We start from the raw sequence: 20,295 nt of genomic DNA, 5'->3' as shown, positions 1-20,295 counted from the left end.
GAAAACTCATGGCAACTATCGGCACCTATGACCCGACAACGACGGCCCAGGCACTGGCGCAAAGCTTTACCGCCGGCACCCAGCAGATCCTGACGCGCCAGACCGGAACCGCCACCGCCGTCCAGAAGGCATTGACGTCGCTGAGCTCGGCGCTGTCCGGTTTCCAGACCAGCCTCTCGGCCCTGACCGGCGTGGGCAAGAGCCTGTCGGCCAACAGCGCCCTCTTCAGCGACACGAGCGTTGCCAGCGCCACCGCGACGCCGACGGCCGCGGCCGGCACCTATTCGTTCTTCGTCGAGCAGGTCGCCACCGCGCACAAGCTGTCGTACAGCGGCATGACCGACTTTGCCGGCACGGGCTCGATCACGCTGGGCGTCGGCAGCGGCTCGTTCACGATCGACCTCAGCACCAAGGCGACCTGGACCACGCGCGACCTGGCGGCGGCGATCAATGGCGCCACCGGCAACACCAGCCTGTCAGCCTCGGTCGTCACCACCGGCGCCACCTCCGAACTCGTGCTGAGCTCCACCGCCACCGGCGCGGCGAATACCATCAGCGTCAGCACCAGCGCCACCGCCGACACCGCACTGAAGACGAAAGTGGGCGCCGCGCCGACCCTGCTGTCGGCGGCACAGGACGCGATCGTGCACATCGGCTCGAGCAGCGGCACTGCCATTACCCAGCCCGGCAACACCTTCAACGTGATCGACGGCGTCAGCATGACGCTGACGAAAGCGCAGGCCCCCGGCAGCACGCCGGTCATGCTCACCGTCGCCGCCGACGCGTCGAAAACGACCTCCAACGTCCAGGCCTTCGTCGACGCCTACAACAAGCTGAAGACGGCGATCGACGGCATGGTGAGCCCGGGCGACACCGTCAGCGGCGGCGCGGCCGGGGCCTTTGCCGGCGACAGCGGCGTACGCGCCCTGCGCGACCGGCTCGTCAGCCTGGTGCGCGGCAGCGGTGGGACCAGCCTGGCCGTGTTCGGCATCATCGCCACCCGCGAAGGCACGCTTTCCGTCGACAACGCCAAGCTGACCAAGGCGCTGGCGGCCAACCCCACCGGACTCGATACCCTGATCGGCAGCAGCGGCGCCACGTCGACCGGCATCGCCGGCAAGCTCGACACCTACCTGAAGACCTGGACCAGCAGCAACGGCCAGATCAGCAGCCGCAAGGAGGCCGTCACCAAGCTGCAGGCGAGCTTGACGGATCGTCAAACCTCGCTCGACCGCCAGTACGACAGCGCCTACAAGCGCTACCTGGCGCAGTTCACGCAGCTGCAGTCCGTTCAAAGCAGCATGTCCTATAACACCTCGCTGTTCGACGCTTTGTTCAGCAGCGCCAAAGAGTAAACTCATAGCCATGTCCTATCAAGAAGCTTACGGTAATTATCATGCGGTCAATCTCGATGCGCAGACCTCGCGCGCGACTCCGGTCGAGCTTGTTTTACTGCTGACCGACGGCCTGCTCGACGAACTGGCGCGCGTGCGCGGCCACATCGTCGGCAAGCGTTACGAGCAGAAAGCGGCCGGCATCGACAAATGCTGCGAAATCATCAACGGCCTGGCCAGCTCGCTCGACTTCGAGCAGGGCGGCGAAGTCGTCGCCAACCTCGCCAACCTGTACGACTTCTGTTCCTCGCGCCTGCAGGGCGCGGGCATCAAGATGGATCCGGCGATGGTCGACGAAGTGGTCGGCGTGCTGACCACGATCCGCCAGGGCTGGCAAGGCGTGCAGGAACGCAATGCCTAAAAGTGCTGCGATCGGCAAGCTGGCCGCCGCCTTCCACGACGCCGGCGCCGCGCGCGACTGGGAACGCCTGGACGCCCTCGCCCGCGCCCTTCCGGCGCAGTTGTCCAGCCTCGGCGCGCGCGCTTCGTGGAGCCCGGCCGAACTGGCCGCGCTGGCGCAGCTGCGCGCGGCCCACGACGGCGCCGCCGCTGCCTGCGGCGTGGCGCTCGACACCCTCGGCGCGCGCCTTGCCGACATGCGTAACAACAAGGATGGCTGGATCGCGTATGCGCTCACCAGCGAAACCGAATTAGCCGGACACCAAGAATGAATGTGACCCTGACCAACCTGAACCAGCCGGCCGCATCCGCCTCATTGGCAAAAGGCGCAGCTCCCGCGGCGGCGAACGATGCCGCGTCGCCCGCCGCGCCCGTCGCGTCCGATACTGCAGGCGCGGCGCCTGCTCAAGCCGCGGCACTCGACGTCGGCCAGCCGATCCCGGCCCAGCCGGCGCTCGGCTTTGCCCAATGGCTTGGGCTCGACCAGCTGGCCGCGCCGGCCGCCGACGCGGCCCCCGCCACACCGGACGGCGCGGTCGCCGAAGCCGACGCCGAGCCCGCGGCCGACGAACAGCAAGCCGCCGACACGCTCCTGCTGGGCGCGATGGCGATGGCGATGCCGCTGCTGCCGGTCGCGCAAGCCACGCTGGCGGCGGTCGTCGCCGCGCTGCCGGGCGTACCGGCTGCTAAAGAATCCGAACCAGCCGCCGATACCGACATTTCGCTCCCGGGCGCATCGGCCAGGACGGGGCGCGCCGAACCGGCCGCGCAGTCCACCATCGCCGCCGCGCCTGCGCTGCCGCTGACCCAGGCCGCCGTCGAGGCGGCACCGGCCAGCGCACCGAAAGCGGCACCGGTCACGCTGGCCGCCGACACGCGGGCAGCGAACGGCGACGCATCGCGGGACCAGGCCGCACCGGCCGTCGAGCGGGGCGCAGCGAACAGCTTCGGCGTGGCCGCACCGGCGCCTGGCGCCGCGCAGCGCACGTCCGATACGGTCACGCTGTCGGGTCCACCGACCGCCTGGCGCCAGACCCTGCAGGAAGCGCTCGGCGAGCGCCTGCACCTGCAGGTCGGCAAGAACGCCGAGCAGGCCGTGATCCGCCTCGAGCCGCCGATGCTGGGCCGCGTCGAGATCGCGATCCGTCACAGCGCCGGTTCGCTGGAAGTGCATATTTCGGCGACCAACGGCGAAGTGCTGCGCCAGCTGCAAAGCGTCAGCGAAGGCTTGCGCAACGACCTGGCCCAGCGCCAGTTCACCGACGTCGCGGTCAACATCGCCCAGGCGCCGCGTGGTGCGAGTTCGGCGCCGATGTTCGCCGGCGGCGAAGGCCGCGGGCGCCAGCAGGACGGCCGCCAGCAGGAGCAAACCCCGGGCGAAGCCCTCGCAGAAGCGAATACCGGCAATTCCCCGTTCTCCTTGAACGGGCGCGGTTGATCCGGACATTCGGCCGTAGCTAACTAACTGAACGAACAATGAACAGCAAGATGAAAATGATTGTCGGCGTGTTCGCCGTCGTGCTCGTGGCAGCCGGTGCGGCCGGTGGCGCCATGTGGTGGATGAAGTCGCAGGAAGCCGCGCCCGGTGCGGAAAAAGTCGCGCACGCCGAGCCGAAAAAGGAAAAGAAGTCGGACAAGCCGGCCAAATACGTCACCCTCGACAAGGTGATCGTGATGCTCAAGCGCGGTCCGAACGAAACGACCACGCACTACCTGTCGACCGACCTGGTGCTGGCGACCGACGAGGAAGGCGAGAAGCCGACCAAGGAACACCTGCCGCTGCTGCGCGCGGTCGCGGTGCGCTCGCTGTCGGCCTACACGCTGGCGGAAGCCTCGACGATGTCGGTCGAGCAGTATGCCGCGCAGCTGAACAAAACCTTCAATGCCAGTTATGCCAGCGAAGAACGGGAAAAACCGTTCGGCGAAGTCATGATCGGCAAGCTGATCGTCGAATAAGGCCCGGGGATCGAATGGCCTATTCAGCCGACTACCTTGACGCCTCCTGCGCCAGCGACTACCAGGAGGCATCCGCTGCCGCCGGCATGAGCGCGCGCGAGGAGCAGCAGCACCTGGTCGCCTATGCGCCGCTGGTCAAGCGCATCGTGCGCCAGTTGAATTCGCAAGTGTCCGGCGTGATGTCGCGCGAGGACATGGAGCAGATCGGCCTGATGGGCCTGTTGGAGGCGCTGCGCCGCTACGGCGCGCCCGACACCGGCTTCGGCAGCTTCGCCTCGCTGCGCATCCGCGGCGCCATCCTCGATGAGCTGCGCCGCCAGGACTGGCGCCCGCGCGCCGTGCGCCAGGACGCGCACCGCGTGCGCGACGGCCTGCGCGCCCTCACCCGCAACCTGGGCCGCGAGCCGACCCCGCAGGAAGCCGCCGATTCGCTCGGCATCACCCAGGAAGCGTATTACCAGCACCTGCTGGACGACGGCGCCGAAGAGATGCTGAGCTTCGACGAAGTCCTGCAGGAAGCGACCGAGAATGCCCACAGCACGCCCGGCCCGGAAGATTCCTTCATGGTGCGCCGCAGCCTGGAACAGGCATTGGGCGCGCTGTCCGAGCGCGAACAGCGCGTGATCCAGATGATCTATGAGTTCGAGCTCAGCTACAAAGAAATCGCCGCCGTGCTCGACCTGTCCGACGCCCGCGTCTGCCAGCTCAACAAGAGCGCGCTGGCCAAGATGAAGGCCGCCATCGGGGCGCGCTGACCACAACAAGAGAAACAACCATGATCCTCATCCAGAAAGGCCTGTCATGCAGCAATTCCTAGGTATCTTCATCGTGCTCGGCTGCGTGTTCGGCGGCTTCGCGCTGATGGGCGGCACGGCCACGGCCATCTGGCACCCGGTCGAGATCCTGATCATCGTCGGCGCGGCCTTCGGCGCCCTCGTGATCGGCAACGAGAAGCACGTGCTGGCCGAGATGGCGCACCAGCTCAAGAAAATCGCGTCGCGCAAAAAGCACGACTCGGAATTCCAGCGCCAGCTCCTGCTGCTGATGTACGAACTGCTGCAACTGGCCGCCGGCGGCCTGAAGGCGCTCGACGCCCACGTCGAGGCCCCGCGCGAAAGCGCGATCTTCCAGCGCTACCCGCGCATCCTGGACGAGCCGAAGCTGCTGGCCTTCATCGTCGACAATTTCCGCCTGATGGCGATGGGCAAAATCAACGCCCACGAACTGGAAGGCGTGCTCGAACAGGAACTGGACGCGATCCACGAAGAACTGACCCAACCGTCGAAATCGCTGCACAAGATCGCCGAAGGCATGCCGGGCTTCGGCATCCTGGCCGCCGTTCTCGGCATCGTGATGGCGATGTATTCGGTGGCGGAAGGCGCGGATTCGGGCGCGATCGCGGAGAAGGTCGGCGCGGCGATGGTCGGTACCTTCATCGGCATCTTCTTCTGCTACGGCCTGCTCGACCCGCTGTCGAACATGATGAAGCAGCTCGTCAACGGCGAAGCGTCGACCATGGAAACCGTGAAGGTCGTGCTGTGCACCCACGTGGCCGGCAAGCCTGCCCTGCTGGCGATCGACGCCGGCCGGCGCCTGATCCAGCTGAACACGAAGCCGAGCTTCGCCCAGCTGGAACAGTGGATCAACGCGATGGGCGGCGACGACGAATCGCAGAACAAGCGGCGCCGTAACAGCGATCGCATGACGGGGTAAGCTGTGTCCAAGCTGAACGACAAGCATCACGAACAGACCATCATCAAGCGTGGTGGCGGCAAGCACGACCACGACGAGCACGGCGGCGCCTGGAAAGTCGCGTTCGCCGACTTTTGCCTGGCCCTGCTGTCGCTGTTCCTGGTGCTGTGGCTGATGGCCGCGCGCGAGAAGGAAGCGATCCAGGCCATGACGAAGGACGCCGCGGCCGGCCAGCTGGAAGGTCCCGGCAAGCGTCCGGAAATCGCCACATCGCCGAGCGGCAGCCTGATCGAACGCTTCCCGACCATGCATGACGGCATGGGCCCTGCCCAGGGCACCGGCGCCACGGCCGACACCCGCGTCTCCTACGACTCGCCGGCCGACCTGAAGTCGCTGTCGAAAAAGCTGGAACAGATGAGCGAAGAAGCCGGACTGGCTGCCAACCTGCACGCCGAGGTGACGCCCTACGGCCTGCGCGTGATGCTGCACGATACCGACCGCCAGGGCATGTTCATGCGCGGCAGCGCGCTGCCGACCGGACGCTTCGCGCGCCTGCTGCAGAAAATGGGCCCGCTGTTCGCGCAGATGGAAAACCAGATGCTGATCGTCGGCCACACCGACTCGGTGCAGTACACGTTTGCAGAGAAGACCGGCATGTCGAACTGGTCGCTGTCCTCGAACCGTGCGATGGCCGCGCGCGCCCAGCTGCTCACGGGCGGCATGCGCAGCGACAGCGTGCTGCAGGTGGTCGGCATGGCCGACCGCGCCCCGCTCGACGACAAGCGGACCGATGCCGACGTCAACCGCCGCATCGAGCTGATGATTTTGACCCGCGCCCAATCGCGCTCGGTGGCCGCGATGTTCGGCGCACCCGGCGCGACCGAGCTGCTGACTGACGGCGTGTCGGTCAGCGCTCCTGGCGGAGAGACCAGGCCGCTGCGCGGCCAACTGGCGAAGTAACCATGACGATTCAATCCAAGACCCGAGGTACCCGCATGAAAATCACTGGAACCGGCGCCCCGACCATGACGCCTGCGATTGGCGCAGTTGCCGCTCCTTCCGATGCCGCTCCTGCCGCGGCCCCGGTGGCGGACAGCAGCCCTGCCCTGCAATCGGAAGTGCTGCAGCCCGCCGCCAGGGCGCTGGCCGCCCTGCCCGACTTCGACGCCGCGCGCGTGGCCGAACTGCGCGACGCGCTGGCCAAGGGCGAACTGCCTTTCGATGCGGGGCGCCTCGCGGGCCTGATCCAGCGCTTCCACGGGAGCCGCTAATGTCCGCTTATTCGCCCGCAGTTTCCCCTCGCATGACACGCCAGCAGGCGGCGGCCTCTCTGGTTGAAGGCGTCGAGCAGGACCTGGGCGCCGCGAGCGCGATCCATGCGCTGCTCGAGCGCCAGTTCCAGGCTGCCCTGCGGCACCAGGGCGCGGAACTGGGCGCCCTCGCCGAGGAGCTGACGCCGGCGCTGGACGCCATGGATGCGCGCCGCCGCCAGCGCGTGGCGCTGGTGCGCGCGCTGCAGGGCCCCGAAGGCACGATGGCCGGCTTCATCGCGGCCCAGCCGGAACCCGGCCGCGCCAGGCTGGCGGCGTCGTGGGGCGAGCTGGAACGCCTGGTCGTGCTGTGCAAGAGCGCGACCACGCGCAACAGCAACCTGCTGGCCGAACAGTTCTCGACCATGCAGCGCGTGCTGCACAACGCGGACGGTACCTATGCGCCACGCTGAGTTCTCGACGTCCTCGATCGCGGCCACGCTGCCGACGGAATCGACCCGCCCGACCGCCGCGATCGGTGGCGGCAGCGGCTTCGGCCAAACCTTCGCCAGGGTGCAGGGCGAAGTCGCCGATTTCATCCAGAACGGCGGCGGTGCCTCGGCGCCCGACCTGACGCCCGAGGGCAGCCTGTGGCGCGCGCGCAGCGCCGCCTCGGTGCTGGCCGCGCCCGAGGTGGATGGAAATTCCGACGACAAGTCGACCAGCGAAGACCAGCAGGCCTTCCTGGAAAGCATCGCGCCGTGGGCGAAGGAAGCGGCCGATAAACTGGGCGTTGCGCCGGAACTGGTGCAGGCTCACGCCGCGCTCGAATCGGGCTGGGGCCAGCGCCCCATCATGCGCACCGGCGCCGGCGACGGTGCGAGCAGCCACAACCTGTTCGGCATCAAGGCCGGCGGCAAATGGGATGGCGCCGTGGCCGAATCGGCCACCACCGAATACGTGGGCGGCGCCGCACTGAAGACGAAGGAACGCTTCCGCGCCTATCCCGACGCGGCCAGCGCCTTCCGCGACTACGCCCGGATGCTGCTCGATAACCCGCGCTATAAAGGCGCGATCGGCGCCGGCAACGACGCGCATGCCTTCGCCCAGGGCCTGGCGAAAGGCGGCTACGCCACCGACCCGGCCTACGCGTCCAAGCTGGCGCGCCTGGCCGGCAAACTGCAAGGCATCAACGGCTGATGAATCAGCGGGTCAGGCGAGACATCTCGCTCGGTTCCACCGTGCCGGGCGCGACGACCCGCATGCGCAGGGTCTGGCCGCTGGCGCTGTTGCGCACGCGGATCGTTGCACCTTTGGTACCGGCATCGAGCGCTTCGCCGGCCGTGCTGACCTCGATGCCTTCGATGCGCGCAATCATGACGACGGCGTCGCCGCGTTTGACCAGGACGGGTGCCGATAGCGAACTGTTACGGAGAACGTCGCCCGCGCGCAACATTCTGCGGCTCGTTTGGCCGACAGCGTCATTTGGATCAATCACAGGGTCCGTAATGCTGGTAATGTCCCGTTGCTCTACGGTAACATGTGACTCCGTGAGTGCTTCGTTTGCCGCGACCGGGGCAGCCATGACGACGACCTCCGCCGAAATGCGGGCCCGGACGATGTATTCGAGGCGGGAATTGCCGGTTTGAGGGCAGCGCACTGCGAAGCGCATACGGTTCGGTTGCCGGGTATCGAGCGTTTCGACCTCGACCGGCCCCGGGCACGCGATTGGTGCCCGCGGCGGCACCACGGTCAGCTCGAAGCGGGGAGCGCGCAAGCCGGAGGCGCTGGCCTGTTTTTCCAGCTGGGCGCGGGCAGCCTCCTCGACCTGGGTGGCGACGGAGAGCGCGGCGAACACCGGCGCCGAGGCCAGCGCAAGGGGCAGGACGAGAACAAGAACAGCACGAAGAATCATTGCAGCAACCCTGGCAATCAAAGATTTACCCATTCTAACGAAACACACTGCAGTTCACCGATGGAGGATCGAGCATGACGATTAATTTTAAGGACGCACTGGGAGTCCATGCCGACGCGCTGCAGGTACGCGCCGAGCGGACCAAGGTGTTGGCCGCGAACATCGCCAACGAAAGCACGCCCGGCTACACGGCGCGCGACCTCGACTTCGCCGCAGTGATGCAGGATCGGACCGCCGAAGAAAACGGCGAACTCTCGCTCGACGGAAGCAGCGAAGCGCTGTACCGCGTGCCTTTCCACCCCAGCGCCGACGGCAACACGGTCGAAATCGGCGTCGAGCAGGCGGCGTTCTCGCAAAATGCCTCGGACTTCCAGACCAGCCTCACCTTCATCAACATGAAGCTGCGCGGTCTGGCCAAAGCCATCAATGGTCAATAAGGCGGGTCAATAACCATGAGCTTCAAGGACATCTCCACTATCGCAGGTTCCGCGATGACGGCGCAGTCGGTACGCCTGAACACCATCGCCTCGAACCTGGCCAATGCCGATACCGCCGCGCGATCGGAGGCCGAAGCCTATCGCGCGCGCAAACCGGTCTTCGCCGCCGTCATGGAAAACGACGCCGGCGGCCGCGTGCAGGTACTCGACGTCGTGCAGAGCGCCGACCCGGTGCGCAAGGTCTACGAGCCGGGCAATCCGCTGGCCGACGCCGAAGGCATGGTCGTCTACTCGAACGTCAACTCGGTGGCCGAGATGGCCGACATGATGTCCGCCTCGCGCGCCTTCGAGACCAATGTCGAGGTGCTGGGCCGGATCAAATCGATGCAGGCCTCCCTGCTGAAACTGGGCGAAGGCTAAGACCATGCTGACCAATAACTCCCTCGCCGCCTCGAACAACACCGCCGGCACCGACTCGGTCGCGCCCAGCGCCGAGGTCTCCGCCAACAAGGACATGTTCACCAAGCTGCTCGTGGCCCAGATCCGCAACCAGGATCCGCTGGCGCCGTCCGACCCGAGCCAGTTCGTCAACCAGCTGTCGCAGTTGTCGCAGACCGAAGCGCTGCAGAACCTCTCCAAAACCACCAGCGCCAGCGCCAGCGTGCTGCAAAGCCTGCAGGTGCTGGCGATGGGCGGCCAAGTGGGCTCGCAAGTGACGGTCGCCACCGACCGCCTGCGCCTGGACGGCGCGCCTGTCAGCGGCAGCATCCAGCTGCCGTCGGCGTCCGGCGCGACCAACCTGGTGCTGACCGGTGCCGACGGCCAGGCGCACAACCTGGCCCTGCCCTACCACGCGGCAGGTTCGCAAGCATTCACGATCGACCCGAGCGCCCTGGGCCTGGCGCCGGGCAGCTATTCGATCGCGGCCCGGACCGCAGACGGCGCCGCCGTGCCCGTCGAAATCGCCGGCACCGTGAGCAGCGTGCGTCTGTCGGGTACCGGTTCCGTCGTATTGCAGGTGGCTGGTGTCGGCGACATCGACCCGTCCGCCATTACTGGTTTCAACGGCAAGGCTCCCGCCTTCGCCGCTAACTGATATTCAAGGATCAAACAGCCATGAGCTTTAACATCGCCCTCTCCGGTATCCAGGCCATCAACGAGCAGCTGGAAGCCGTCTCGAACAACATCGCCAACTCGAGCACCTACGGTTTCAAGAGCAGCCGCGCCAACTTCTCCGCCATGTACGCAGGCGAGCAGGCGAACGGCGTCTCGGTCGGGTCGCTGACCCAGAACATCGGCACCAACGGCTCGGTCGAATCGACCGGCCGTTCGCTCGACGCCGCCATCGAAGGCCGCGGCTTCTTCGTGACCCGCGACAGCCAGGGCACGATGTCGTACAGCCGCGTCGGCATCTTCGCCGCCGATAACGCCGGCAACCTGGTCGACGCCGCCGGCCGCAAGGTGCAGGGCTATGGCCCGGCCGTCAATGGCGCGCTCGGCACCATGGGCGACATCAAGATCCCGACCGGCCAGATCGCGGCCAAGGCCTCGACCAGCGTCACGTTTGTGGGCAACCTGTCGGCCGACTGGAAACCGCCGGTCAATCCGACCTTCGACGCCAGCAAGTCCGACAGCTACAACATGGTGAAGCAGTCGGTCCTCTACGATTCGCTCGGCAGCCAGCACACCGTGTCGCAGTACTTCGTCAAGTCGGGCAATAACGTCAATGTGTATTACGGTTTCGACGGCGCCCTCCCGACCGCCGCGACCGCGACGCCGAATACCCTCACCTTCGACGGCAAGGGCCAGCTGACCAGCACCCCGACGTCGGGCACGCTCACCCTGACCACGACGAACGGTTCGAACCCGATCGCCTTCACGGTCGACTACACCGGCACCACAAAGTTTGCCGGAGAAGCGACCAGCACCACCAACCGCACCGACGGCTACGCCTCGGGCAACTACGTCGGCGTCGAGCTGGCGGCCGACGGTTCGGTCGTGGCGCGCTACAGCAACGAGCAGAAGCAGACGGTCGGCACCATCGCGCTGGCCACCTTCGGCAACGAAGGCGCGCTGACCGCGACCAGCGACACCAGCTGGCAAGCCAACGCCGCCTCGGGCCTTGCCCTGTACGGCACCCCGGGCTCGGGCCTGGCCGGCAAACTCAATACCGGTGCGCTCGAAGGCTCGAACGTCGACATCACCTCCGAACTCGTCGGCCTGATGACCTCGCAGCGTAACTACCAGGCGAACTCGAAGGTCATCACGACCGAGAACCAGATGATGCAAACCCTGATGCAGGCGCTGGGCTAAGGACTGACGCGCGATGGATAAACTGATCTTCACCGCCGTCTCCGGCGCCGAGCACACGCTGCGTGCCCAGCAGGTCCACGCGAACAACCTGGCCAACATGGACACGCCGGGCTTTCGCGCCAACCTGGAACTGGTGACCACCCAGAAGCTCGGCGGCTACGGTTACGACGACGTGCACATGGCCCGCACCCAGGCCGACGCCGTCTCGACCAAGCCGGGCACCGTGCGCGAGACCGGGCGTCCCCTGGACGTCGCCATCAACGGCAACGGTTATTTCGCGGTCGAATTCGGCGGCGCCGAGGCCTATACCCGCGCTGGCGCGATCGACATCGACGCCAACGGCGCCTTGTCGGTGGCCGGCCGTCCGCTGCTGGGTGAAGGCGGGCCGATCGTGCTGCCGCCGCATTCGGCGGTGGAAGTCGGTACCGACGGCACGATTTCGGTGATGGCCGAAGGCGCGACCACGATGCAGGTGATCGACAAGCTGCGCCTGGTGAATGCGGAAGGCCCCGAGCTGACCAAGAACGAAGCCGGCCTGCTCGTCGCCCGCAATGGCGACCAGCTGCAGGCGGATGCGAACGTCTCCGTGCGCGCCCGTTCCCTGGAAGGCAGCAACGTGTCGGCCGTCGAAGAGATGGTCGCGACCATGGCCCTGAACCGCAGTTTCGAGCTGCAAATGAAACTGTTCCAGGCCGGTGACAAGATGAATGAGGCGGGTAACCGCCTGCTCGGCGCCTAAGCACGCTGACAATCAAAGGAGAATTTAATGAATCCAGCAATGTGGATCAGCAAGACCGGTGTTCAGGCGCAAGACGCCAAGCTGCAGGCGATCGCCAACAACCTGGCCAACGTCAACACCGTCGGCTTCAAGCGCGACCGCGTCGTCTTCGAAGACCTGCACTACCAGGTCGACGCCCAGCCGGGCGCGCAGAGCGCCGACAACACGGTGTCGAACGGCGTCCAGCTCGGTAACGGTACGCGCCTGGTCGGCACCCAGAAGGTGTTCACCAACGGTTCGATCCAGACCACCAGCCAGCAGCTCGACGTCGCCATCTCCGGCAACGGCTTCCTGCAGGTGCGCCGCCCGAACGGCGACGCCGCCTTCACCCGTGCCGGCCAGCTGCAGGTCGACGCCAACGGTACCCTGGTCAATGCCCAGGGCCTGCCGCTGGTGCCGCAGATCACCGTGCCGAACAACGCCACCGCGATCACCATCGCCGAAAACGGCACCGTCTCGGCCACCGTTCCCGGCCAGGCCGCCCCGACCGAAATCGGCGCCCTGACCCTGACCGGCTTCGTCAATCCGGCCGGCCTGCTGGCCCTCGGCGAAAACCTGTTCTCGGAAACCGCCGCCAGCGGCGCGCCGAACGAAGGCCGTCCTGGCGACGGCGCCCTGGGCAAGCTCAAGCAAGGCGCGCTCGAAGGTTCGAACGTGCAGGTCGTCGAAGAAATGGTCGACATGATCGCTGCACAACGTACTTATGAGATGAATACCAAAGTGTTGTCGGCGGCTGACAATATGCTGCAATACCTGGCGCAGGCGGCCCGATAATGCTCCGTTCTAGCCTTGCGGCAACTATCATGACGGTGTTGCTGGTGGGTTGTGCTTCCCGCGCACCGATTGATGCCGCCCCCGACCAGGATGCGGTACCGGTCGCGCGCACTGCCCAGCACGGCGTTTCCGGCGGCGTGTTCAGCAGCGACGCGCTGTCGCTGACCTCCGACGCCCGCGCTTACCGCGTGGGCGACGTGGTCACCGTGATCCTGCAGGAGACCACGCAGGCGAGCAAGCGCGCCGGCACCAGTTTCAGCAAGGGTTCGTCGGTGGGCGTTGCTCCGCTGGGCGCGCTCGGCAAGACCTTCGGCAAGACCCAGCTCGACATGTCGGCCGACCGCAGTTTCAAGGGCGACTCGACCAGCACCCAGCAGAACGCCCTGTCCGGCGCGCTGACCGTGATCGTGCAGGAAGTGCTGCCGAACGGACTGCTGCGCGTGTCGGGCGAGAAGAACATGACCCTGAACCAGGGCGAAGAATTCCTGCGCCTGAAGGGCTATATCCGCGCCGCCGACGTCGATGCCGACAACCAGGTGTCCTCGCTGCGCGTGGCCAATGCCCGGATCGCCTATTCGGCGAAAGGCGTGCTGGCCGACGCCAACTCGGCAGGCTGGTTGACGCGTTTTTTCACCGGACCGCTGATGCCCTTTTAAATTAGGACCGACATGATCCAGATTCGCCGCACTGCCCGACTCCTTCTCGCCGCTGCGCTCGCATTGAGCGCCGTGGTGCCCGCGCAGGCCGCCCAGGCCCTGCGCAACCTGGTCAGTATCGAGGGCGTGCGCGAAAACCCGCTGGTCGGCTACGGTCTCGTGGTCGGCCTGAACGGCTCCGGCGATTCGACCCAGGTGAAGTTCGCCAGCCAGTCGGTCGTGAACATGCTCAAGCAGTTCGGCGTCAAGCTCCCCGAGGGCCAGGACGCCAAGAACAAGAACGTCGCCGCCGTCATGGTCTCGGCCGTGTTCCCGCCGGGTTATCGGCGCGGCCAGGCGATCGACGTTACGGTGTCCTCGCTGGGCGACGCGAAAAGCCTGCGCGGCGGCACCCTGCTGCTGACGCAAATGCGCGCGGCCGACAACGAAACCTATGCGCTGGCCCAGGGCAACCTGGTGGTCGGCGGCCTGAACGCCACCGGCAAGAGCGGCTCCTCGGTGACGGTCAACACCCCGACCACCGGCCGCATCCCGAACGGCGCCATGATCGAGCGCGAGATCGCCACCGATTTCGCCACCCGTCCGCAAGTGCTGCTGCGCTTGCGCCACCCGCATTTCGAGACCGCGACCAATGTCGTGGAAGCGATCAACCGCCGCTTTGGCCCGGTGGCCACCACCGCCGACGGCACCAGCGTCGAAGTCGTGGCCCCATCCGATCCGACCGCGCGCGTCGCCTTCGTCGCCAAGCTGTCCAACCTCACCGTCGAATCCGGCGTCGAAGTGCCGAAGGTCGTCTTCAATTCGCGCACCGGTACCGTCGTCATCGCCGAGGGCCTGCGCGTGAAATCGGCCGCCGTCACCCACGGCTCGCTGAAGGTCGTGATTTCCGAAAGTTCGAACGTGAGCCAGCCCGGCCCGCTCTCGCGCGGCCAGACCGCGGTCACGCCGCAGTCCCAGCTGTCGGTCGACCAGGGCGGTGGCCGCCAGATGTTCAAATGGCCGGGCGGCGCCAAGCTGCAGACCATCATCGACGTGGTCAACAGCCTGGGCGCCTCGCCGGACGACATCATGGCGATCCTGCAGGCGCTCGACCAGGCAGGCGCCATCGAAGGCGAACTGGTGGTGATCTGATGGACCGCACCCTCCCCCTGAATCCCCTCCTGCCCCGCGCCGGTGTCGACAAGCCGGATGCGGTGACGCCGGCGGCCGAAGATGCCGCCCACGTCGCCAAGGCTACCCGCGCCGCGGTCGAGTTCGAGAGCTTCTTCATCTCGCAGATGCTCAAGGACATGCGCGCCACCACGCGCGAGATGGCCGACGAGGACAGCGTCTTCAAGGACAAGGTCAACCAGGACATGCAGGACATGGCCGACGGCATCCTGTCAAAGCAGATGGCCGGCCAACGCGCCTTCGGCGTGGCGGACGCGATCCTGCGCCAGCTCGTCCCTGCAAAAATTACTCCAGGCAACACTTAATATTTCCATGCAACTGGTCGCCTGTCTCTGATAGGCCCCATGTTTCTCGAGAAAGACCTCCATGACCATCATGACCAACGCCCTGTCGGGCGCGCTCGCTTCGCAGATGGCGCTGTCGGCAACCAGCCAGAACATCGCCAACCTGCAGACCAAGGGCTATACGCGCCAAGCGGCCTTACTGTCGGCAGTGGGCGCCGATGCCAGCGGCAAGGCCGTCGGCAACGGCGTACAGGTCAGCTCGCTGCTGCGCTTTGCCGACAGCTACAAGAGCCAGCAGATGTGGCGTGCGGCCGGCGAGACGGGCCAGTATTCCCAGACCCAGCCCTACATCACCCAGCTCGAGCGCGTGATGGGCGACGACACGGCCAGCCTGTCGGTCGCGGTCGACCAGTTTTTCGCGGCGCTGAACGCCGTCGGCGGGGACAACGCCACCTCGACGCCGCTGCGCCAGCAGGTGCTGACCGCCGCCGGCGTGCTGTCCCAGCGCTTCAACAGCCTGAACAACGTCTACAACGCCCAGCAGCAATCGGTCAGCCAGCAGCGCAGCGCGATCGTCGACTCGGCCAATTCGAACATCGCCAAGATCGCCGCCCTGAACGCCCGCATCACCCAGGCGAATGCCGTCGGGACGCCGGCGTCAAGCCTGATCGATGCGCGCGACCTGGCCATCGACGAACTGGCCAGCCAGATGGGCCTTGAAGTGTCGGACCAGCCGGGCGGCGTGCGCGACGTCTCGCTCAAGACCGGACAGGCCCTCGTGATCGGCAACGTCCCCGGCAAGCTCGAGGCCGTTGGCGGCGTCGGCGCCCAGACCTTCGTCCTGAAGTTCGCTTCGACTACCTTCGGCCTGGACGCGGCCAAACTCGGCGGACAGCTGGGCGGCCTGACGACCTATGAACAGGACGTGCTGAAGCCGATGCAGCAGGGCGTCGCCGACATCGCCAGCCAACTGGCGACCAAAGTGAACACCCAGCTGGCAAGCGGCTATGCCATGGACGGCACCGCGGGCAAGCCGCTGTTCGTCTACACGCCGGGAACGACCAACATGATGGGTGTCTCGGCCAGCCTCGATCCGACCGGCCTTGCCTTCTCCAGCGACGGCAGCCAGGGCGACAGCGGCAACCTGCTGCAACTGGTGAACATCAACAGCCAGGCGATCAACGTCACGGGCCTCGGCTCGGTCCTGCTGAGCGACGCCGACACCCAGCTGGTCGGCAAGCTCGGCCTGCTGAGCCAGCAGAACCAGGCGGGCCTGGCCACGGCCCAGACGATGCGCACCCATGCGGTCGACGACTGGCAGTCCACCAGCGGCGTCAACCAGGACGAGGAAGCCGTCAACCTCGTCGAGTACCAGAACATGTACCAGGCCAACATGAAAGTCATGTCGGTCGCCAACTCCCTGTTCGACGCCACGCTGGCGATGATGGGTTAAGGAAGAATCATGCGCATCGCTACCGCCCAGTACCAATCGAACATGAACCAGTCGCTCCAGCTGAACCAGGAGCGCATGAGCAACCTGACCCAGCAAATGGCCACCGGCAAGCGCATCCAGCTGCCCTCGGACGATCCGGTCGACAGCGTGCGCCTGTCGCGCCTGCAGCGCGAGGAAGCGGCGATCGGCCAATACCGCGACAACATCGCCTCGATCAAGATCCGCCTGACCAAGACCGAAGGCTACCTCGGCAGCATGGTCAACGACATCAACTCGGGCCGCGACCTGATGGTCTGGGCGCTCGACGGCAGCAACACGCCGGCCGACCTGCGCGCGATGAGCACGCCGCTCGAGGCGCTGCGCGACAGCCTGTTCTTCAATGCCAATTCGGTCGACCAGGAAGGCCGCTACGTCTTTTCGGGCACCAAGACCGCGACCCCGCCGATGGCCTACAACCCGAATGCCGCCCCGGGCTCGCGCTACAGCTATGCCGGCAACACCAACGAGCAGCGCGTGGTGGTCGGCAACGGCCTGACCCAGGTTGCGAATGACAACATGAAGGGCATGGAAGCGCTGCTCAACAGCATCGACGCCACCATCGCCACGCTCGCCGGTCCCGCCATCAACGTGAATGCCCCGGCCACGCGCAACGTGCTGGTGGCCAACCTCGATGCCTTCGACGCCGGGCTCGACATGGTCTCGAGCAAGATCGCCGTCCTCGGCGGCAAGCAGAACATCCTCGACACGCTCGACGCCAACCATGGCAATATCAGCCTGTCGAACCAGATGGCCATCACCGACATCGGCCAGCTCGACATGGGCCTGGCCGCGACCGAGCTGAACGGGTATTCGACGGCCCTGCAGGCCACCTACAAGGCGTATGGCCGCATCGGCACGCTGTCCCTCTTCTCTGCCCTGTAACCGATGGACACCACCCTGCGAACCGCTTCCACCACGCTTCCCGTCAACACGACGGTCAACGCCGGCGCCGCCCAGGGCGCGCCGGCGCTGGTCCGTCCCCAGCCGCCGCAAGACAACACGCCAGAAGCGCGCTCGGCCAAGCGCCCGGCCGCGCAGGCGCTCGCGTCCCGCAACAAGGCGAACTACGATACCCGCCTGCAGAGCAATGTTGCCAGCGCCCAGCAAGCCCGCGATTACCTCGAGCGCGTGGCGGCCCAGCTCGAATCGGTGAAAGCGGCGCTGTCCGCGAAAATCGCCGGCATGAAGAGCGGCGCGCGCGACCTCGAAGCGCGCGCCCGCCAGCTCGGCGCCACCATCGCCGCCCGCAGCGCCCAGGCCGGCGGCTCGGTCGATGCCCAGCTCGAATTCTCGGACGGCGAACCGGCCCAGCAGCGTTTCCGCATCACCGGCCTGGACGTGAGCATGCTGCAGGCGGCCGCCCCGCTGTCGCTGGCCTTCTCGGTCGGCGGCGCCGGCGGTCCGCAGCTGGCCGCCGCGTTCGAACCCGACATGACGCCCGAGCAGATTGCCGGCCGCCTCGACCGCACCCTGGCGCCGGTGAACGTGCGCGCGCGACTGGACAAGGGCGGCCGCATCGAATTCACGACTCCTGAATCCAACTGGTCGGGCGTGCGCGACAGCATCGCCATCTCCGGCCGCGGCCGGGTGACGACCGAGACCGTCGCACCTGACGCCAAACTGCAGGACCTCGGCACCGGCAACGCGGAAGCGCTGCGCCAGAGCCTGCGCGAAGTGGTGCAGGCCCTGGAGCGCGTGCGCCGCTCGCAGGACGCCGCCAGCGCGGCCCTCAGCGCCGCCACCCAGCGCGCGGCACAGTCGGAACTGAGCGCCGACGACCTCGTCCTCACGGCCCAGGATTTCGCCTCGACCGCGGTCAGCCACGATTACGAGTCGCTGCTGGCGATCACCTCGGCCCTCGTGGGCGTGAGCCGCGAGCGGGTCGTCGCTTTGCTGGGCTTGCGTTAAGGGGCCGGGAGCGGCCCCGGCCGCTCCCCGATCTGCTGCCGCCACATCGCGTAATACAATCCGCGCGCCTCGACCAGTTCGTCATGCGTCCCGCGCTCGACGATCCTCCCCTTCTCCAGCACGAAAATCGTGTCCGCATGCATCACGGTCGAGAGCCGGTGCGCGATCAAAATCGTCATCTGCGCCGCGCGCCGTGAAATCTCGCGCACCGTATTCGTGATCTGCTCCTCGGTAATCGAATCGAGCGCCGACGTCGCCTCGTCGAAAATCAGCAGCGCCGGCTGGCGCACCAGCGCCCGCGCGATCGACAGTCTCTGCTTCTCGCCGCCCGACAGCTTCATCCCGCGCTCGCCGATCACGGTGTCCAGCCCCTCGGGCGAACGCTCCAGCAGATAGGCACAGGAGGCCTGGCGCATCGCCGCCACGATCTCGTCGTCGGTCGCATCGGTCTTCACGAAGCGGATGTTGTCGCGGATCGTACCCGCAAACAGATAGGTCTCCTGAGTCACGAAACCGATCTGGCGGCGCACCCGGTTGTAGCGCAGGTCGGTCGTGCGCACGCCGTTGTACGAGACCTCTCCCGCGTTCGGCGTGTACAGCCCCACCAGCAGTTTCACCAGGGTCGACTTGCCCGAGCCCGAGGGTCCGACAAAGGCCACCGTCTGCCCCAGCGTGGCCGCAAACGAGATCCCGGCCAGCGCATCCTCGGGCGCGCCTTTGTGCCGGAAACGGACCTCATCGAAACGCAGTTCGGTCAGCGGCCCGATCTCGACCGGATCGGGCGGGCGCCGCTCGACCGGCTTGTCCATCAGCGTTTTAAAATTCAGCAGCGAGGCCTCGGCTTCGCGGTGCGCCAGGATGATGTTGCCCAGCTCCTGCAGCGGCGCGAAGATCGACACCGAGATGAACTGCATCGCGATCAGCTCACCGGTCGAGAGCACGTCCCGAAAGATCAGCCACAGCAGCGCAAACAGGATCGCCAGTTTCAGAAGGCTGAGCGTCGAACCCTGCAAAAAGGAGAGCATGCGGATGCGTTTGACCTTTTCCATCTCGAGGGCAAAGATCGCATCGGTCTGGCTGCGCAGGCGCCGGATCTCGGGAAAGGTCAGCCCCAGGCTTTTGATGAGCTCGATGTTGCGGAGCGACTCGGTGATGAAGCCGGAATTGCGGTTGGTCTCGCGCGTAATCGAGCGCTGCTGGGTCTTGATCTCGCGGGAGAGTAGTCCCGTCAGCCCGCCCAGCACCAGCACCCCGACCAGGAACACCGGCACCAGCAACCAGTGCCTGGTGACCGCATACCACGCGAGAAAACTGACGCCGACCAGGGCCGCAAAGGCCGTGTTGATGAAGGTGTTGATCAGGCGCTCGCTGTCGGCCCTCACCTTCTGCAACAGGGACAGCATCTCGCCGCTGCGCAGGTCCTCGAATTCCTGGAATTTCAGCCGCAACAAGTGCCGCAGGCCGTCATTGAAAATCGCCACACCCAGCTTCTGCACGACCAGGCGCGTCACGTATTCCTGCAGGGCTTTGGCCAGGCGCGACAGCACGGCCACCAGCACGGCCAGGCCGAGCAGGCGCATCACGTAGGGCATCGGATCGGCGTCGCCGGGATGGCGCTGCGTGACGTGGTCGATGATGCGGCCGAAAATGATCGGATCGACCAGGGCCAGCACCTGGGCGATGCCGGCGAACAGCAAGGCCAGCAAGGCCAGGCGCCAATGGGGTTTCAGGTAAATCCAGAGGATGCGCATGCGGCATCTTAGCAATCCGGCAGGAACTTCCGCACACGGATGAGCCGGGCGCCGGACCGCCGGAACGAAAAAAACCGCTGCCCCGCATTTGCATGCGGTGACAGCGGTTTTTCGAAACGCGGAGAC

Annotated in this window: 25 protein-coding genes; 23 read left to right on the top strand and 2 right to left on the bottom strand. The window is 66.4% G+C overall.

Annotation, left to right across the window (positions count from 1 at the left end):
- Positions 1-8: 8 nt before the first annotated feature.
- Genes fliD through ACI48I_RS11255 form a run of 11 tightly spaced genes read left to right on the top strand, consistent with a single transcriptional unit; the run spans position 9 to position 7,891 of the window.
- Entirely contained in the window at positions 9-1,355 is a 1,347-nt protein-coding gene (gene fliD / locus ACI48I_RS11305; protein WP_193686812.1) for a flagellar filament capping protein FliD, read from the top strand.
- Positions 1,356-1,365: 10 nt separating this feature from the next.
- A complete protein-coding gene (gene fliS, locus ACI48I_RS11300; protein WP_193686813.1) occupies positions 1,366-1,755 on the top strand; it encodes a flagellar export chaperone FliS in 390 nt (129 codons plus the stop codon).
- Positions 1,748-2,065: a hypothetical protein gene (locus tag ACI48I_RS11295; protein WP_498574219.1), complete on the top strand. Its 318-nt coding sequence runs from the start codon at positions 1,748-1,750 to the stop codon at positions 2,063-2,065. Before fliS ends, ACI48I_RS11295 begins: the two co-directional genes overlap by 8 nt.
- On the top strand, positions 2,062-3,231 hold the full coding sequence (locus ACI48I_RS11290) for a flagellar hook-length control protein FliK (protein ID WP_498574218.1): 1,170 nt from the start codon (positions 2,062-2,064) through the stop codon (positions 3,229-3,231). Before ACI48I_RS11295 ends, ACI48I_RS11290 begins: the two co-directional genes overlap by 4 nt.
- 50 nt (positions 3,232-3,281) lie before the next feature.
- Positions 3,282-3,749, top strand: coding sequence for a flagellar basal body-associated FliL family protein (locus ACI48I_RS11285; protein ID WP_227496559.1), 468 nt, complete (start codon positions 3,282-3,284; stop codon positions 3,747-3,749).
- Positions 3,750-3,763: 14 nt separating this feature from the next.
- Positions 3,764-4,504, top strand: coding sequence for a FliA/WhiG family RNA polymerase sigma factor (locus tag ACI48I_RS11280; protein ID WP_193686817.1), 741 nt, complete (start codon positions 3,764-3,766; stop codon positions 4,502-4,504).
- Between the two features lie 46 nt (positions 4,505-4,550).
- Positions 4,551-5,462, top strand: a complete 912-nt coding sequence (motA, locus tag ACI48I_RS11275) for a flagellar motor stator protein MotA (protein ID WP_193686818.1) — start codon at positions 4,551-4,553, stop codon at positions 5,460-5,462.
- 3 nt (positions 5,463-5,465) lie between these two features.
- A complete protein-coding gene (locus ACI48I_RS11270) occupies positions 5,466-6,401 on the top strand; it encodes a flagellar motor protein MotB (RefSeq protein WP_498574217.1) in 936 nt (311 codons plus the stop codon).
- A gap of 35 nt (positions 6,402-6,436) precedes the next feature.
- Positions 6,437-6,712, top strand: coding sequence for a flagellar biosynthesis anti-sigma factor FlgM (flgM, locus tag ACI48I_RS11265; protein WP_193686820.1), 276 nt, complete (start codon positions 6,437-6,439; stop codon positions 6,710-6,712).
- Positions 6,713-6,744: 32 nt separating this feature from the next.
- Positions 6,745-7,164 (top strand): flagellar export chaperone FlgN, encoded by a 420-nt coding sequence (flgN, locus tag ACI48I_RS11260; RefSeq protein ID WP_227496560.1) that lies wholly within the window; start codon positions 6,745-6,747, stop codon positions 7,162-7,164.
- Positions 7,151-7,891 (top strand): glycoside hydrolase family 73 protein, encoded by a 741-nt coding sequence (locus ACI48I_RS11255; protein ID WP_193686822.1) that lies wholly within the window; start codon positions 7,151-7,153, stop codon positions 7,889-7,891. Before flgN ends, ACI48I_RS11255 begins: the two co-directional genes overlap by 14 nt.
- A gap of 4 nt (positions 7,892-7,895) precedes the next feature.
- Here ACI48I_RS11255 and flgA read toward each other — a convergent pair whose 3' ends face one another.
- On the bottom strand, positions 7,896-8,606 hold the full coding sequence (flgA, locus tag ACI48I_RS11250) for a flagellar basal body P-ring formation chaperone FlgA (RefSeq protein ID WP_498574216.1): 711 nt from the start codon (positions 8,604-8,606) through the stop codon (positions 7,896-7,898).
- Between the two features lie 74 nt (positions 8,607-8,680).
- Between flgA and flgB the strand changes: the two genes are divergently transcribed.
- The 12 genes from flgB to ACI48I_RS11190 all read left to right on the top strand — a co-directional run bounded on the left by flgB (position 8,681) and on the right by ACI48I_RS11190 (position 18,418).
- Positions 8,681-9,043, top strand: a complete 363-nt coding sequence (flgB, locus tag ACI48I_RS11245) for a flagellar basal body rod protein FlgB (RefSeq protein ID WP_498574215.1) — start codon at positions 8,681-8,683, stop codon at positions 9,041-9,043.
- A gap of 15 nt (positions 9,044-9,058) precedes the next feature.
- Positions 9,059-9,463 carry a flagellar basal body rod protein FlgC gene (flgC, locus tag ACI48I_RS11240; protein ID WP_193686825.1) on the top strand — a complete coding sequence of 135 codons (405 nt, stop codon included), beginning with the start codon at positions 9,059-9,061 and terminating at the stop codon, positions 9,461-9,463.
- 4 nt (positions 9,464-9,467) lie between these two features.
- On the top strand, positions 9,468-10,139 hold the full coding sequence (locus ACI48I_RS11235; protein WP_193686826.1) for a flagellar hook capping FlgD N-terminal domain-containing protein: 672 nt from the start codon (positions 9,468-9,470) through the stop codon (positions 10,137-10,139).
- A gap of 20 nt (positions 10,140-10,159) precedes the next feature.
- Entirely contained in the window at positions 10,160-11,356 is a 1,197-nt protein-coding gene (locus ACI48I_RS11230; RefSeq protein WP_193686827.1) for a flagellar hook protein FlgE, read from the top strand.
- A 13-nt stretch (positions 11,357-11,369) separates the two neighbouring features.
- Positions 11,370-12,095: a flagellar basal body rod protein FlgF gene (locus tag ACI48I_RS11225; RefSeq protein ID WP_498574214.1), complete on the top strand. Its 726-nt coding sequence runs from the start codon at positions 11,370-11,372 to the stop codon at positions 12,093-12,095.
- A gap of 27 nt (positions 12,096-12,122) precedes the next feature.
- Complete coding sequence (gene flgG / locus ACI48I_RS11220; protein ID WP_193686829.1) at positions 12,123-12,908, top strand: flagellar basal-body rod protein FlgG; 786 nt, start codon at positions 12,123-12,125, stop codon at positions 12,906-12,908.
- A 29-nt stretch (positions 12,909-12,937) separates the two neighbouring features.
- Positions 12,938-13,564, top strand: coding sequence for a flagellar basal body L-ring protein FlgH (gene flgH, locus ACI48I_RS11215; RefSeq protein ID WP_229514998.1), 627 nt, complete (start codon positions 12,938-12,940; stop codon positions 13,562-13,564).
- 12 nt (positions 13,565-13,576) lie between these two features.
- Complete coding sequence (locus tag ACI48I_RS11210; RefSeq protein WP_193686831.1) at positions 13,577-14,695, top strand: flagellar basal body P-ring protein FlgI; 1,119 nt, start codon at positions 13,577-13,579, stop codon at positions 14,693-14,695.
- Positions 14,695-15,039: a rod-binding protein gene (locus ACI48I_RS11205; protein WP_498574213.1), complete on the top strand. Its 345-nt coding sequence runs from the start codon at positions 14,695-14,697 to the stop codon at positions 15,037-15,039. Before ACI48I_RS11210 ends, ACI48I_RS11205 begins: the two co-directional genes overlap by 1 nt.
- Before the next feature lie 61 nt (positions 15,040-15,100).
- Entirely contained in the window at positions 15,101-16,471 is a 1,371-nt protein-coding gene (flgK, locus tag ACI48I_RS11200; RefSeq protein WP_498574212.1) for a flagellar hook-associated protein FlgK, read from the top strand.
- Positions 16,472-16,480: 9 nt separating this feature from the next.
- A complete protein-coding gene (gene flgL, locus ACI48I_RS11195) occupies positions 16,481-17,392 on the top strand; it encodes a flagellar hook-associated protein FlgL (protein WP_193686834.1) in 912 nt (303 codons plus the stop codon).
- A gap of 3 nt (positions 17,393-17,395) precedes the next feature.
- Positions 17,396-18,418 (top strand): hypothetical protein, encoded by a 1,023-nt coding sequence (locus tag ACI48I_RS11190; RefSeq protein ID WP_498574211.1) that lies wholly within the window; start codon positions 17,396-17,398, stop codon positions 18,416-18,418.
- Here ACI48I_RS11190 and ACI48I_RS11185 read toward each other — a convergent pair.
- The gene (locus ACI48I_RS11185) at positions 18,415-20,169 is read right to left on the bottom strand and encodes an ABC transporter ATP-binding protein (RefSeq protein ID WP_498574210.1); all 1,755 of its coding nucleotides are present in this window, start codon (positions 20,167-20,169) and stop codon (positions 18,415-18,417) included. The two genes, ACI48I_RS11190 and ACI48I_RS11185, sit on opposite strands and share 4 nt — an antisense overlap.
- Between the last annotated feature and the right edge of the window lie 126 nt (positions 20,170-20,295).

This window comes from Massilia sp. LXY-5 (assembly GCF_059801075.1).
The sequence above is the reverse complement of the archived record's forward strand: the minus strand, read 5'-3'. Positions and strand labels throughout refer to the sequence as shown.